12 protein-coding genes are annotated in these 13,311 nt (G+C 64.7%); 5 read left to right on the top strand and 7 right to left on the bottom strand.

All coding sequences use genetic code 11. The features are described 5' to 3' along the window. Positions 1 to 111: 111 nt before the first annotated feature. Positions 112 to 1,101 carry a DUF1571 domain-containing protein gene (locus PWP93_RS18555; protein ID WP_421045449.1) on the top strand — a complete coding sequence of 330 codons (990 nt, stop codon included), beginning with the start codon at positions 112 to 114 and terminating at the stop codon, positions 1,099 to 1,101. Between the two features lie 241 nt (positions 1,102 to 1,342). On the opposite strand, the gene PWP93_RS18550 is transcribed toward PWP93_RS18555, so the two are convergent. The 4 genes from PWP93_RS18550 to PWP93_RS18535 form a co-directional block, all read right to left on the bottom strand. Continuing rightward, the gene (locus tag PWP93_RS18550; protein ID WP_421026301.1) at positions 1,343 to 1,798 is read right to left on the bottom strand and encodes a hypothetical protein; all 456 of its coding nucleotides are present in this window, start codon (positions 1,796 to 1,798) and stop codon (positions 1,343 to 1,345) included. Positions 1,799 to 2,065: 267 nt separating this feature from the next. After that, positions 2,066 to 2,560 carry a DUF1348 family protein gene (locus PWP93_RS18545; RefSeq protein WP_421045448.1) on the bottom strand — a complete coding sequence of 165 codons (495 nt, stop codon included), beginning with the start codon at positions 2,558 to 2,560 and terminating at the stop codon, positions 2,066 to 2,068. Between the two features lie 53 nt (positions 2,561 to 2,613). Continuing rightward, the gene (locus tag PWP93_RS18540; protein ID WP_421045447.1) at positions 2,614 to 3,579 is read right to left on the bottom strand and encodes a DMT family transporter; all 966 of its coding nucleotides are present in this window, start codon (positions 3,577 to 3,579) and stop codon (positions 2,614 to 2,616) included. A 96-nt stretch (positions 3,580 to 3,675) separates the two neighbouring features. Then, complete coding sequence (locus PWP93_RS18535; RefSeq protein ID WP_421045446.1) at positions 3,676 to 4,509, bottom strand: AraC family transcriptional regulator; 834 nt, start codon at positions 4,507 to 4,509, stop codon at positions 3,676 to 3,678. A gap of 245 nt (positions 4,510 to 4,754) precedes the next feature. Here PWP93_RS18535 and PWP93_RS18530 point away from each other — a divergent pair, with 245 nt between their 5' ends. Beyond that, positions 4,755 to 5,462: a YceI family protein gene (locus PWP93_RS18530; RefSeq protein WP_421045445.1), complete on the top strand. Its 708-nt coding sequence runs from the start codon at positions 4,755 to 4,757 to the stop codon at positions 5,460 to 5,462. Between the two features lie 13 nt (positions 5,463 to 5,475). Here PWP93_RS18530 and tdh read toward each other — a convergent pair whose 3' ends face one another. Beyond that, positions 5,476 to 6,507 (bottom strand): L-threonine 3-dehydrogenase, encoded by a 1,032-nt coding sequence (gene tdh, locus PWP93_RS18525; protein WP_421026296.1) that lies wholly within the window; start codon positions 6,505 to 6,507, stop codon positions 5,476 to 5,478. A gap of 18 nt (positions 6,508 to 6,525) precedes the next feature. Continuing rightward, positions 6,526 to 7,743 (bottom strand): glycine C-acetyltransferase, encoded by a 1,218-nt coding sequence (locus tag PWP93_RS18520; RefSeq protein ID WP_421045444.1) that lies wholly within the window; start codon positions 7,741 to 7,743, stop codon positions 6,526 to 6,528. Positions 7,744 to 8,045: 302 nt separating this feature from the next. On the opposite strand from PWP93_RS18520, the gene PWP93_RS18515 reads away from it, so the two are divergent. From PWP93_RS18515 to PWP93_RS18505, 3 genes are all read left to right on the top strand, one after another. Further along, positions 8,046 to 8,582, top strand: a complete 537-nt coding sequence (locus PWP93_RS18515) for a helix-turn-helix domain-containing protein (protein WP_421045443.1) — start codon at positions 8,046 to 8,048, stop codon at positions 8,580 to 8,582. Between the two features lie 93 nt (positions 8,583 to 8,675). Then, complete coding sequence (locus PWP93_RS18510) at positions 8,676 to 9,080, top strand: DUF2471 family protein (RefSeq protein WP_421026293.1); 405 nt, start codon at positions 8,676 to 8,678, stop codon at positions 9,078 to 9,080. A 77-nt stretch (positions 9,081 to 9,157) separates the two neighbouring features. Further along, positions 9,158 to 10,153, top strand: coding sequence for a tyrosine-type recombinase/integrase (locus PWP93_RS18505; protein WP_421026292.1), 996 nt, complete (start codon positions 9,158 to 9,160; stop codon positions 10,151 to 10,153). 122 nt (positions 10,154 to 10,275) lie between these two features. On the opposite strand, the gene PWP93_RS18500 is transcribed toward PWP93_RS18505, so the two are convergent. After that, complete coding sequence (locus tag PWP93_RS18500) at positions 10,276 to 11,487, bottom strand: DNA-binding protein (protein WP_421045442.1); 1,212 nt, start codon at positions 11,485 to 11,487, stop codon at positions 10,276 to 10,278. Positions 11,488 to 13,311 lie beyond the last annotated feature (1,824 nt).

The following is a 13,311-nucleotide window of genomic DNA, read 5'->3' as shown; positions in this document are numbered from 1 at the left end:
AATTGAGAGGCAGTGCGCCGCGTAGCCGTTACCATCGCGCTTTTTCTTCACGCCTTCTGCGGTTCTGTTTAACGTTTCGTTCAAGAAAATAGCGACACAGGGAGCCAAACCATGAATAACGATCCATTGCGTTCGACGCCGCAAGGCGTGCGGCCGGCGCGGCGCCTCGCTGCACCGCTCGCGTGCGCAGCGCTTGCATTCGCGTGCGCCACGGCCAATGCGCAGGATAACGAAGCGGCCGGTGCGAACGCACAATCGAGCATGCAAGCGAGCGCCCAGCAAGACGCCGCGCCAGCGACAGCCACAGCCAGCCCGTCGGCCAATCCCGCCGCCGAGGTCGGCAAGCTCCCGCTCGAACAGCAGGTACGCTGGCTTTCCCGCGCACAGAAGAGCGGCGCGCTCGTAAAGATGAGCGACGCGCAACTCACGGCGCTCTTTCAGGCGTTCGATCCGCTCGTCGTGCCCGCGCTGATCCAGATCGGGCCGCCGGGGTATCCGTCGTATGAATTCGTGCTCTCGCGCTGGGAACGCCTGAACGGCAAGTGGCCCGGCAAGCCCGCGCACATGCTCGTGAAGCTCGAGCGCGAACCGCTGCGCATCTACGCGAAGTGGCTGCCCGACGGCCAGAATGCGGGCGAAGAAGTGATCTACGACGCCACCAAACGCACCGATCAGATGTACGGTCATCTGGGCGGCCTGCTCGGCGTCATGCCGATGTGGACGGCGATCGACGGCTCGCTCGCGCGCTCGCAGTCGAATCACAAAATCACCGAGCTCGGCACGGAGTTCATCGTGAGCCGGTTCATGGCAGACGCGAAGAAATACGCCGAGGTGGGCGCGCCATACAAGCCGCAGGTGGAAGTGAAAACGCTCAGCGGCGTGCGCGTGGTGGCGCTCACTTATGCCTCGCCAGCCGGCAAACCGCAGTTCTATGCGAAAAAACAGACGCTCGGGCTGGACCTGCGTCGCCCGTATTTCCGCACAGTCGAGGCGTATGACAACGACGGCCAGATCTTCGAAAGAATCGTGATCGAAAGCATCACGCCAAAGACCTTCGAGACCGACGCCTTCGATCCGAAGAATCCCGAGTACAAGTTCTGATACGCCGATACGCCCCCACCCAGGACAACGGTGAGGTTTTTCGGGAGCACCAACTCCTGGAATTCCTCACCATTGCACGATGCGCCGGTGAGGTTGCCGCGCTTTGCACGACTCACCATCCGCCTCTCCTGGAATTCCTCACCATTGCGCAATCGCCGGTGAGGTCGACGTATCCTTCGCGACTCACCATGCTCCCGCTATGGCGAGTGCTTCGACGCCCTCGCGCAACACCCGCGCACGCTCAGAACTTCACCTTCAGTTGAAAGCCGATCGTGAATGGCAGGTCGTCGGAAGGAATCGGCGGAATGACGATGAAGTTCACGCCCACGCGCTTGTAAGCGACCATCACGATGGGCGCGGCCACTGGCCCGACCGTGTGATTGTGGCCGAGCCCCCAGTTGCCGTAGTTGTAGCCGGAGATGAGGCCGCCCATCGCCGCGAGGCGCACGTAGCCCCAGTGCAGGAATTCCGGCGCCCAGACCGCGCCGCCATACCACGAGGGCCGCCGCAGCGAATTGCGAAAGCCGCCCGCCGTGAGCGCCCAGGTTTCGCCCGGCCAGCATTCGATGCCGAGGCCCGGATTGAATTGCTCGAAATCCTTGTCGGGATGGATGTGATATGAGCCGACCATCGCGTCCACCCACAGGCCGCCGCCGCACCAGTCGCGCGCGCGTGCGCTCGTTGCGACGCCAGACATCAGCGCTGTGAGCGCCAACGCGATGGCGATTTTTTGGGTCCTGACACCTCGCACTTGCCAACACCGCATGGGCTCTCCGTCCTCTTGCTCGCCGAATCGCTTCGGTTCGTCTGCTGCTGGTTCTGTTCACGGTCTGCTTCCGGCGACTGCAAACTGTACAGCAAGCCAGCGCGGGCGCAACCTTCGGCGCGCCCATGTTGCAGTCCGATGAGTCGCCGCGATGAACGATCGACGATGCGCGCGCTGGCAAGGGACGGGACAGCCCGCTCAGAGCCCGAGATCGCTCAAGCCCGGATGATCGTCGGGACGGCGGCCGAGCGGCCAGTGGTATAGCCGGTCCGCCTCGCGAATCGGCAGGTCGTTGATGGACGCATGGCGGCGCGCCATCAGCCCGTTCTCGTCGAACTCCCAGTTCTCGTTGCCGTACGAGCGGTACCAGTGGCCGGAATCGTCATGCCACTCGTAGGCGAAGCGCACCGCAATGCGGTTTCCCGTGAACGCCCACAATTCCTTGATGAGCCGGTAGTCGAGCTCACGCGCCCATTTGCGCGTGAGAAACGCGACGATGGCCTCGCGGCCTGTCACAAACTCGGCGCGATTGCGCCAGACGCTTTGCGGCGTGTAGGCAAGCGCGACGCGCTGCGGATCGCGGGTGTTCCAGCCGTCCTCGGCGCCACGCACTTTCTGGATCGCGGTCTCTCGGGTGAAGGGCGGCAGCGGCGGGCGGGTTTCGGCGGGGGACGTGGGGTGGGTAGTGCTCATGCGTGGGCTCCTTGAATGGCGAGAAGGACGGAAAGCGGCGGAAAAGCACGCGGCTAGTCCTGCACCGCGCCGCGTGTTCGTGACACTAGCACGCCCGGCGCGGCAGTCGCGAACACGGCCGCGACCACGAGCGCGAGCCCGGCCAGGCGGGCGAGCGTGAGCGGCTCGCCCAGCAGCAGCGCCGCGAGCACGACGCCCGAAACCGGCGCGACGGCCGTGAAGATGGCCGCCTCGGCGCCCGACACGCGCGATGCGCCCGCGTACCAGAGCCAGAAGCCGCCGACGGTCGGCACCAGCGCGTAGTACGCCACGGCCAGCAAGGCATGCGGCGGCGGCGCGTGCAGCGTGGCCGGCCAGTCGGGCAGCGCCGCCAGGCCGGAGACGATGAAGCCGATGCCCGTCATCGCGGTCGACAGCGCGAGCGGCGGCCAGGGCATCGCGAGCCGCTTGTTTAGCAAAACGAACAAACTTTCGCAGATCACCGCGCCGATCAGCAGCGCATCGCCCGTGAGCGAGCCGCCGCCATGCACTGCGGGCGCGAGCGTGACGAGCGCCACGCCGAGGCTCGCCACCATCACCGCGATCAGCGTGCTTGCGCGCAGCCGCTCGCGCAGCACCACGGCGGCGGTGAGCGCACATACGGCGGGCAGGGTGCCGAGGATGATGCCCGCGTCGGCGGCCGAGGTCCGCTGAGTTCCGGCGATCAGCAAGACGGTGTAGCCGACGCTGCCGACCGCGGCCTGGGCGATCAGCAGGCCCGCATCGCGCAGGCCGGGGCGCGGGAACGCGGTGCCGGTCACGCACATGAGCACCAGCAGCACGGGCAAGGCGAGCCCAAAGCGCAAGGCAGCCGCCGGCAGGGGATCGAGCCCCGCGCCGATGATCTTGCTGGCAATCACCGTGCTGCCCACGGTGATCATCGCGAGGGACAACTGCAGATGCGCGACGGACCGCGACGACGACGCGCGCAGCGATTTTGCGGATGACAGCGAAGAAGACGAAGAGGACGAAGAGGACATGGAGGCGCTCCGTGGGACTGAAACGCCTGTATAAAACGCGGCGCCTGCGCCGTCTTGGATCGGTGTGCGGCGGCCGCCAGCCGCCCACGGCAACCGTCAGGCCGGAGGGCCGCCGTGCACGAGCCGGTAACGGCCCGGCGATACCCCGAACTGGCGCGCGAACGCGCGATTGAGATGGCTCTGGTCGCAAAAGCCGGCCGCGAGTGCGACCTGGGCGGGCGCCTGGCCGGCCTTGAGCAGCCGCCTTGCGAGTCCGACGCGGCAATGCAACAAGTACTGATGCGGCGCCACGCCGAACGCCTGCACGAAGCCGCGATGAAGCTGGAAACGGCTGAGCCCCGCCGCGCTCGCGAGATCGGCGAGCGAGAACGCCTGGCCCGGATCGGCATCGATCATCTCGCGCACGCGCGCCACGGCCAGCGGCGAACACGGCGCGAGCGGCCGGCGGTGGCCGAGCCCGCGCACGAGCCGCGCCATGGCGTCGAGCGCCGCGCCGTCGAACGCCATGGCCGCGAGATCGCCGCCGTCAGCCGTGGCGCTGGCGAACGCGACATCGAACAGCGCGCGCAGGTGCGGATCGGCGATCACGGGCGCGAACAGCGCAAAACTCACGTCGTCGCCTTCGGTGATGTCGGCATGCAGCGCGTCGATCCAGCGCGGCTCGAAATAAAGCATGCGCCAGCGCCGCGCGTGCGCGCCGAGCGGGCGGCCATCATGCACTTCGCCGGGATTGACGAGAATGAGGTTGCCGGGCAGCGCCTCGACCACGCCCGCATCGGAGAGCGATACGTGCCCACCCGCATCGATCACGCCGATGCCGTACTGGTCATGCGCATGGCGCGCGAAGCTGTGCGCGGTGGCGGCCGTCATGGCGTCGACCTCGCGCAGGTGCGTGCTGTGAAAGCAGACCGAATCGTTCGCGGCGGGCATGCGGTATGCGTCCCCAGGATGGGCAGGCTCCGATCCGCGTATCAAACCCGAAAACGGGCCGCGTGGCAATGGGTATGCGACTCGGTGCGCAAATCGGTGTGCGAATCCGCATGAGGGGTATGAACGCCGCTCCGTCGGCCCCCTCCAACATGACGAGCCGTCGGTGGAATAAAACGGCATGGCCGCTCGTCACTAAATTCGTTGCAGTCACTACAATGACTCGCCGCCATTCCCATGGAGATGAAATGGACACCTCCCCAGCCGCCGCCAGGGCCACGCCGCAAGCGCGCCGCCGCATGCTGTGCGCTGCGCTGGCCGTGGCCTGCCTGCTGCCCGGCTGCATGCCGCTGCGCGTGGTGACGCACAGCGTGAGTCCCGTCGAGGCGTCGGTGCCGGCGGGGCATTACACGCTCGACGCGCATCACTGGAGCATCGTGTTCGACATCGACCATCTGCACTACACGCGCTTCGTGATGCGCTTCGACCGGGCAAGCGCGCAGCTCGACTGGCCCGCGAACGCGCTGGAAAGCGCAAAGGTGGACGCGGTGATCGACGCCGCGAGCCTCGACACCAACGTGCCGCTGCTCGACCGCATGGTGAAGGGCCCGCAGTTGCTCGACGTCGAGCATTACGCGCAGATCCGCTTCACGAGCACGCATTTCGAGCGCACGGCGGATGTGGACGGCAAGCCCGCCGGCAAGCTCACGGGCGATCTCACGATTCATGGCGTGACGCAGCCGGTCACGCTCGACGTGGTGTTCAACGGCTATGCGCCGGACCCGCTCACGAAGCAGCCGACGCTCGGCTTTGCGGCGAATGGCAGGTTCAGCCGCGCGAAATTCGGGCTGTCGACGTGGTATCCGGCAGTGGGCGACGAGATCGACGTGCGCATCCAGGCAGAGTTCGAGCAGGCGCCGCCGGATGCTGCGGCGGCGGCCTCGACGGCGCAATGACCCCCTCGGGGCGTCAGGCGGCCGTCCAGTCGAGAATCACCTTGCCGCTCTCGCCCGAGAGCATCGCGGCAAAACCCTTTTCGTAGTCATCCACGTGGAAGCGGTGCGTGATGATGGGCGAAAGATCGAGCCCGCTCTGCAGCATCGCGACCATCTTGTACCAGGTCTCGAACATCTCGCGGCCATAAATACCCTTGATTTCGAGGCCCTTGAAGATGACCTGATTCCAGTCGATGGCGGTCTGCGCGGGCGGAATGCCGAGCAGCGCGACCTTGCCGCCGTGGTTCATCGATTCGAGCAGCGCCGTGAACGCGCTCGGCACGCCCGACATTTCGAGGCCCACGTCGAAGCCCTCGGTCATGTGCAGTGCGTTCATCACGTCGCGCAGCGATTCGCGCGAGACGTTCACCGCGCGCGTCGCGCCCATCTTGCGCGCGAGTTCGAGCCGGTAATCGTTCACGTCGGTGATCACCACATTGCGCGCGCCCACGTGCTTCGCGATCGCCGCGGCCATGATGCCGATGGGCCCCGCACCGGTAATGAGCACATCCTCGCCGACGAGGTTGAACGAGAGCGCCGTATGCGTGGCATTGCCGAACGGGTCGAAGATCGCAGCGAGATCGTCGGAGATTTCAGGCGGAATCTTGAAGGCGTTGAAGGCCGGAATCACGAGATATTCGGCAAACGCGCCTTCACGATTCACGCCCACGCCCGTGGTGTTGCGGCACAGATGACGACGCCCCGCGCGGCAGTTGCGGCAAAAGCCGCAGGTGATATGGCCTTCGCCCGAGACGCGGTCGCCAATGGCAAAGCCGCGCACCTCCTGGCCCATCTCGACGATCTCGCCCACGTATTCGTGGCCCACATGCATGGGCACCGGAATGGTTTTCTGCGCCCAGTCGTCCCACTTCCAGATATGGATATCGGTGCCGCAGATCGCAGTGCGGCGGATCTTGATCATCACGTCGTTGTGGCCGACTTCGGGCTTCTTCACGCGGGTCAGCGTGAGCCCGGGCGCGCGTTCGAGTTTGGCAAGCGCTTTCATGTTATTTCGCCATCCTGTTCAAATCACGCCAAGCTGCTTGCCGGTGCGCGCAAACGCGGCCACCGCGCGATCGATCTGCTCGGGCGTGTGCGCCGCGCTCATCTGCGTGCGGATGCGCGCGCGGCCCTTGGGCACGACCGGATACGAAAAGCCGATCACGTAGACGCCTTCGTTCAGCAGCGCCTCGGCCATCTGCGCGGCCACCCGCGCGTCGCCCAGCATCACGGGAATGATCGGGTGCTCGCCGGGCACGAGCGTGAAGCCGAGTGCGCTCATCTCGCGGCGGAAATGCGCGCCATTGGCCTGCACGCGCGCGCGCAGTTGTGCGCCTTCGTCGCTCGCGATCAGCTCGAGCACCGCGAGCGATGCGGCCGCGATGCTCGGCGTGAGGGTGTTCGAGAACAGGTACGGACGCGAGCGCTGGCGCAGCAACTCGATCACTTCCTTCTTCGCCGCCACGTAGCCGCCCGACGCGCCGCCGAGCGCCTTGCCGAGCGTGCCACTGACGATGTCCACGCGCTGCGCCACGCCGCAGTGCTCGGGCGTGCCGCGGCCATGCGCGCCGATGAAGCCCACGGCGTGCGAGTCGTCGACCATCACGAGCGCGTCGTAGCGGTCGGCCAGATCGCAGATGCCCTTCAGGTCCGCGATGATGCCGTCCATCGAGAACACGCCGTCGGTCGCGATGAGCTTGTAGCGCGCGCCGGCTTCATCGGCTTCGCGCAGCTTCGCTTCGAGATCGGCGAGATCGTTGTTCTTGTAGCGGTAGCGGCGCGCCTTCGAGAGCCGCACGCCGTCGATGATGCTCGCGTGGTTGAGCTCGTCGCTGATGATCGCGTCTTCCTCGCCGAGCAGCGTTTCGAAGAGGCCGCCGTTGGCGTCGAAGCAGCTCGAATAAAGAATGCAGTCTTCCGTCTGCAGGAATGCGGAAAGCGCGCTTTCGAGCTGCTTGTGCACCGTCTGCGTGCCGCAAATGAAGCGCACCGAGGCCATGCCGAAGCCGTCGCGATCGAGCCCGTCCTTCGCGGCGGCGATCAGGCGCGCGTCGTTCGCGAGACCCAGGTAATTGTTCGCGCAGAAGTTCAGCACGTCGCGGCCGTCGGCGAGTCCGATGGACGACGACTGCGGCGTCGCGATCACGCGCTCGCTCTTGTAGAAACCATCGGCGCGAATCTGGTCGAGCGTCGCGCGCAGATGATCGAGCCAGGGCGTGTTGGACAGGCTGGAAGTGCTCATTGCATCGTGCTCCTCACATGGGGAGCCGCGGCTGGTATAGTCGCCGTCAGCTCCAGGCGAATTTATTCGTTTTTCCGAACTTGTGTTCGGTATGTCGAACAACTTTAATCGATGAGGCAGTCCATGGCAAGCACCGGCTCAGGTTCCCCATCCGGTTCCCGCGCGGGGAGCAACGCAGCCGCCGATTCCGGCACCCATGCCGACACCGGCGCCGGCGTCAAACCCCGCCCGCGCAAAACCCGCGCCGCGGCCGGCCCGACGGCGGAACGGTCGGGCGCCGCCGCGCCGGCGCGCCGCCGCGCGTGGGCGAGCAGATCCAGCGCCTGCGCAGCGAGCGCAGGATGACGCTCGACGAACTCTCGCGCGCGGCTGGCGTCTCGAAATCCATGCTATCGGAAATCGAGCGCGACAAGGCAAACCCGACGATCGCCGTGGCCTGGCGGCTCACGAACGCGCTGGGCGTGAAGCTCGACTCGCTGTTCGCCGCGCCGCGCGCGCCCGACGCCATCGCGGTAGCCGGGCCCCACGACATCCCGACCCTGCACGGCCACGAGGCCGGCTATCAGCTGCGCGTGTGGGGGCCGATCGAGCTTGCCGGCCATTTCGAGTGGTACGAGCTCACGCTCAAGCCGGGCGGCGCGCTAGTGTCGGGCGCGCACGAGCCCGGCACGCGCGAGCATCTCACCGTGCTGCAGGGCACGATCGAGGTGGAGGCGGCCAGCGCACACGAGCGCCTGAAGAGCGCGGACACGGCGCGCTATATCGCTGACCAGCCGCATGCGATCCGCAACGTGGGCAAGGGCGAGGCGCGTGCGCTGCTGGTCGTGATTCACGGCTGAATTCACGGCGGAATTCATGGCTGAACGGATGAGGCTGCGCGAACGCGCCGACTACTGTATATTCATACAGTAAAAAGAACGACCGGAGAGCCCATGCAGACCTCGCCAATTCCGAATGAGCAAGCGTTGGCCGCCTTGCGTTTTCAGGCAGCCGCACGCGACCTCGAACAGATCGTGCGCAACATCGCGCAGCGCTATATCGCCCAGCAGGTGCCGCTGAGCTGGCGCCTGCTGCATGCGATCGAAGCGGAAGCGCTCGCCGACCTCGGGTTCGCGAGCCGTCACGACGGGCTCATGCTCGGCCTGTTCCAGCGTCCGGGTGATCTCGCGTATCCGGAAACCGACGAAACGGTTCATTTCGGCCAGTCCAATGCCCTGCCGGCCGTATTCGCCTTCGCCGTCGACGCCTACGAGCGGGCGGCCCAAAGCGCGGAAGCGGCCCGACGCGACGCCCAGCGGCAAGCCACCGCAAAGCGGCCGCGCGCCTGGGGCGGCTGACGAGCAGGGTATGAGTCCCGCAACAACGGGAATTCGCTAGAATGCCTTCCTGCTACGCAACTAACGGAAGCATAGTGATGAGCGCCTCCCAATCCTCCCGCGATCTCTTCGACCAGCAGCGCAAGGACTGGCAAGACGACCCGGTCGCCGCCTTCGATGCCTGGCTCGCGGCCCAGGACTTGCGCCAGTCGTCCGCCGACGTCTACCGCGTGCAATGGGGACGCTTCCTCGAATGGCTCGCGCTCAGGCGCAAGACGATTATTTCGGTGGACACTGGCACGATCGCCGAATTCGTCGCGGGGCTCGACGTGAAGAAGCCGCAGCGGCTGCGCTATCTGCGCCTCATCGAGCGCGTGCTCGACCATGTGCGCCAGATCGAACTGGCCTCCACGAACCCCGCGCGCTTCATCGCCCAGGACGGCGAGGCAGCGTGGCGCAATGCACGCGAGAACGAACCCACCGGTTTTCTCACCGCGATGGAACGCGCCGCCGTGATCGCGCAGCTGTTCGCGCCGCTCACCGAACAGTCGGCCGCGAAGCGCTGGCGCGAGCGGCGCGATCGCGCGCTCGTCGCGGTCTTTCTCGGCGGCGGCCTGAAGACCGGCGACGCCATTGCGCTCAAGCTCGACGCCACCGCGATCGGCTCGGAATGGATCACCATCGAAGCCGACAATCCGGCCTTCACGCACCGCACGCAGCTCGCGCCGTTCGCAGTCGACGTGATGGGGGCATGGCTCGAAGCACGCCGTCTCGCGGGCCTGCCCGGGCAACTCGTGTTTCCCGGCTCGCCCAATGGGCGTCCGATGCACAAAGCCACCGTGCTGCGCGCAATCGACGCGCTCATGGACGAGGCGGGCATCGCGCAAACCCGCGCCGAACGCGCGAGTCCACAAACCCTGCGCAACAGCTACGCGGCGGATCTGTTCGAGCGCGGTGTGGATGCCGATCAGGTCGGCCAGTGGCTCGGCTTCCTGCAACCGATTTCCGCCGGGAGGCTGCATCGCGCGTGGCGCGTCTGGGCCGACCGGAAAGCGTCCGTGCCAGCCACGGATGCAGCGCCCGACACGCACTGAGGCGCACTGAGGCGCACTGAGGCGCGCAGCATGACCTGAGCAGGCGCTGCCCGCCTGTCTCGCACCACGCCGTGACCCCGTAAAAGCTCACCGTCTGGGCGGCCGACGCCTCCCGGAAATGCTCACCTCACTGCGGTGTGGGCATCTTTCTTGCCGATGGCGAAGCGCGCGACGGCCTCCAGACGCGACGCGCCCAGTCCCGAGGTGTGCTCACATTCGGGACACGACAATTCGAAACGGCCATCGACCTCGGCCAACTCCGGCTCGCCGTCATCACAGTTCGGGCAATGCGCAGGCAAGCTCACCTGGGCGTCAATGCTCGTGCCGAGCCGCGCCAGATCTTCGTTGCCAAGACGGCCCGACTGCGCAAGCGCGCACAGCACGCCGGCCACCGAGCCATCGACACCTTGTTGCGCACGCAACGTCGCCACCTGACGCGTAAGCATGTCGATCTCGTCCGAGCGCTCGCGCAGTACGGCGTCGAGCCGGTCCGCGCGGGCCTTGGCGGTGGCCAGTTGCTGGATGAATTCGAATTCCTTCTTGCTTGCGTCGCGCTGCGCCGACTGCCAGGTGGATGACATCGTGCGCAGCGAATCGAGCTCGACCAGCATCGGCTTCACGCGGCGCTCGGCTTCAGCCAGCGCATCTTTGATTTGCTGCGCGTAGTGCTCGGTGCTTTTGCGCATGTCTTCGTGCAGACGGTCGATCCGGTCGCGCAACCCGGCGTTGGTGGTCTGCTCCGTGTCGATACGCTTCTGAAGCGACTCGTTTTCGGCCTCGAGGCGGCGCACGGTTGCCTGCAGACTGTCCTGATGCGATGCGCCGTGGGCAGACGCCGTCGCCAGCTGGTTTTCGAGTTCGCGCACGCGAGTCCAGGCCGCTTCGATGCGCGCCTCGCTGCGCTGAAGCATTTCATCGGCGGCGAGACTTCGGGCCAGGGCATCGCGCAACGCCTGCTCGGCTTCCTGGCGACCCGACTCGATTTCCTTGCGCTCGGTTTCGAGGGTCTGGCGGGCGAACGACCGGGCCTCTTCATAAAGCGCGCCGAGAAATTCGCCCGCGCGTTCTTCCAGCGCGGGTGGAATGGCGCCGCTGCCGACGCGTACCTTCGACGCCGCACGAATGCGTTGCCAGAAAAGCTCGATGTCCTTCGGAATGTCGCTGGCGCTGCCGGTCTGGGTCAAATCCCGGACGGTGGCCATTGAGGGACGAATGCCGAAGTCGAAAAAGAGCCGCTTGCAGGCATGCAGCGACAAGTCCTGACGCCTTGCGCCATCTTTGCGCAATGCATCGAGCTCTTCGCGAAGGGCGTGGCGATCTTCGTCTCGAATCATGGTCGTATCTACGAGGGATAACGGATCGAATTATAACAAATTACGTATTGAATGATACGTTTATTGCCCTGATTTTTAGCGGATGAGAAATTCACATGAACGGGGAGCCACAAAAGCCCATTTTGATGTCGCCAAGGCTGGCGTTTCGTGAAACAAAGCCAAGTTCGTCCTGTAAGCCATTGTAAACGCTTGGTTTTCCAACGGTGAGCTGTTTATCGGGGTTGTTTCACGGGCTGATGTGCTGGCAATAACGGCTTTGTTGCCTGGTTGGGGTGTGGATATCCCTAAGGGCTCGCGGGGTAAAGGTACTTGAGAGTAATAAAAGTAAACACCCTTGATACCTGTTAAAAGACGTTAACGCCACGGCAAACCCTTGCCTGGCATGGGTTTCAGCCCGATGAGGTGAAGTTTTACGGGAGCGGTGGTGAGACTCTGCGGGACAGCCGGGTGATGGGCTTCGGGGAAAGCGGTGAGCGCCTGCGGGACAGGACGTGAGCGGGTTCGGGATGGACCCGATTCTTGACCTGGAAGCAAAGGTGAGTCAATACGGGGGCTATGCGTGATGCCGGCCCGGCTACATCGGGATAGTGGACGTTGTTACACGAATTGCAACGGTGAGTGGATTCGGGACGGCTCATTTGGCCGTTTTTTGGACTCAATCGACGTCGCCTGGACGCTGGGGTGAGATAGATCGGGAAATATCGCCTGGCGAAGGTGAAGTTTTTCGGGAGCCGAGGGGTATTTTGACCGGATTTTCGCCTGAGCGGACCTTGAGGTGAGCTTTTACAGGAGAGCAAGAGTCCTTGTTCACGCGGTAAAGCGTCGTGCTGGAAGGGATTCTCAATGTTTTTCGACGCCATCCATGTATGAGGGTGAGTCTTTACGGGAACCTGTCGCAGTGCCGCGAAACGGGCCCCGTTCTTGATCCGGCATACGCAAGAGGTGAGTGTTTTCGGGAGTCGATTGAGACCAAAAAAGCTGCTCAGGTGAGCTTTTTCAGGTGCAAATCGGCGCTCCCGGACGCCGGAAGGTTGATAGGCAAAGACAAGGGACTGCCGTTGGTATTTCCGTGAATTCTGAAAGGTGAGATTTTTCAGGAGCATCTGGCCACCCGGTCGGGATTGGCTCATCGCCTCGCACGAGATCTTGAGGTGAGGTTTTTCAGGAGCAGCAGGACGCGTTGGCGGCCTCCGGCACATTGTGGATAACCCTAGGAATCTATTGGCTTTTTTGGTGTGCCGGAGGAAAGGTGAGGGTTTCCGGGAAGGATCATGATAGCTCGAAGCCGGCCTCTTCCGATTCAAAGGTGAGTGTTTTCGGGACTGGAAATGGCCGCATTCGGCTTGCTGCATTGTCCAGAAGGATTGCTGGATCATGTCCCATGCAGCGCCGAAGGTGAGTTTTTTCGGGAGACATGAGGCAAGCCGGGAGTTGGCGGTTCTCTTGACGGCTCGGGTCTGGCTGAAGCAAGGCCGCGGGACCGAGGCGCTGTAAAGACATCAGAGCATCGGAAGCGCTTTTTGTGTGGTGCGGCAAGTCTGTACAGCCGGCTCATCGTGAGCACGCAGGCCTGGCCCGGTGTTGCATCCATCGCGAGCGTGTCGGGAGCCGGTCTTGCAACCGGCAGGGCTTTTTGGACGGATCGATTGCGCCTGTCTGGATGGGCGGCGAGGTTCCAGCCTGCCGTTGTGTTTGCGCCAGGAAATTTTTTAGGTGAGTCTATTCAGGAGACGATCGACACCTTTCGAATAGACCAGAACGCGGGTGGCAAGCCGGAACCCCGAGCCGGTCGGGAACCCGGCGAACAGGCGCATACCGTCAAGG

The sequence above is a fragment of the Paraburkholderia sp. A1RI-2L genome (genome assembly GCF_048957375.1).
Classification (GTDB): domain Bacteria; phylum Pseudomonadota; class Gammaproteobacteria; order Burkholderiales; family Burkholderiaceae; genus Paraburkholderia.
This window is presented reverse-complemented; position numbering and strand designations above follow the sequence as displayed.

Bases quoted from the DNA above. Each gene is read 5' to 3' on its own strand.
- PWP93_RS18505 (WP_421026292.1), top strand. From the start codon at position 9,158: ATGAGCGCCTCCCAATCCTCCCGCGATCTCTTCGACCAGCAGCGCAAG.
- PWP93_RS18540 (WP_421045447.1), bottom strand. From the start codon at position 3,579: ATGTCCTCTTCGTCCTCTTCGTCTTCTTCGCTGTCATCCGCAAAATCG.
- PWP93_RS18520 (WP_421045444.1), bottom strand. From the start codon at position 7,743: ATGAGCACTTCCAGCCTGTCCAACACGCCCTGGCTCGATCATCTGCGC.
- PWP93_RS18545 (WP_421045448.1), bottom strand. From the start codon at position 2,560: ATGAGCACTACCCACCCCACGTCCCCCGCCGAAACCCGCCCGCCGCTG.
- PWP93_RS18535 (WP_421045446.1), bottom strand. From the start codon at position 4,509: ATGCCCGCCGCGAACGATTCGGTCTGCTTTCACAGCACGCACCTGCGC.
- PWP93_RS18555 (WP_421045449.1), top strand. From the start codon at position 112: ATGAATAACGATCCATTGCGTTCGACGCCGCAAGGCGTGCGGCCGGCG.
- PWP93_RS18500 (WP_421045442.1), bottom strand. From the start codon at position 11,487: ATGATTCGAGACGAAGATCGCCACGCCCTTCGCGAAGAGCTCGATGCA.
- PWP93_RS18550 (WP_421026301.1), bottom strand. From the start codon at position 1,798: ATGTCTGGCGTCGCAACGAGCGCACGCGCGCGCGACTGGTGCGGCGGC.
- PWP93_RS18530 (WP_421045445.1), top strand. From the start codon at position 4,755: ATGGACACCTCCCCAGCCGCCGCCAGGGCCACGCCGCAAGCGCGCCGC.
- tdh (WP_421026296.1), bottom strand. From the start codon at position 6,507: ATGAAAGCGCTTGCCAAACTCGAACGCGCGCCCGGGCTCACGCTGACC.
- PWP93_RS18510 (WP_421026293.1), top strand. From the start codon at position 8,676: ATGCAGACCTCGCCAATTCCGAATGAGCAAGCGTTGGCCGCCTTGCGT.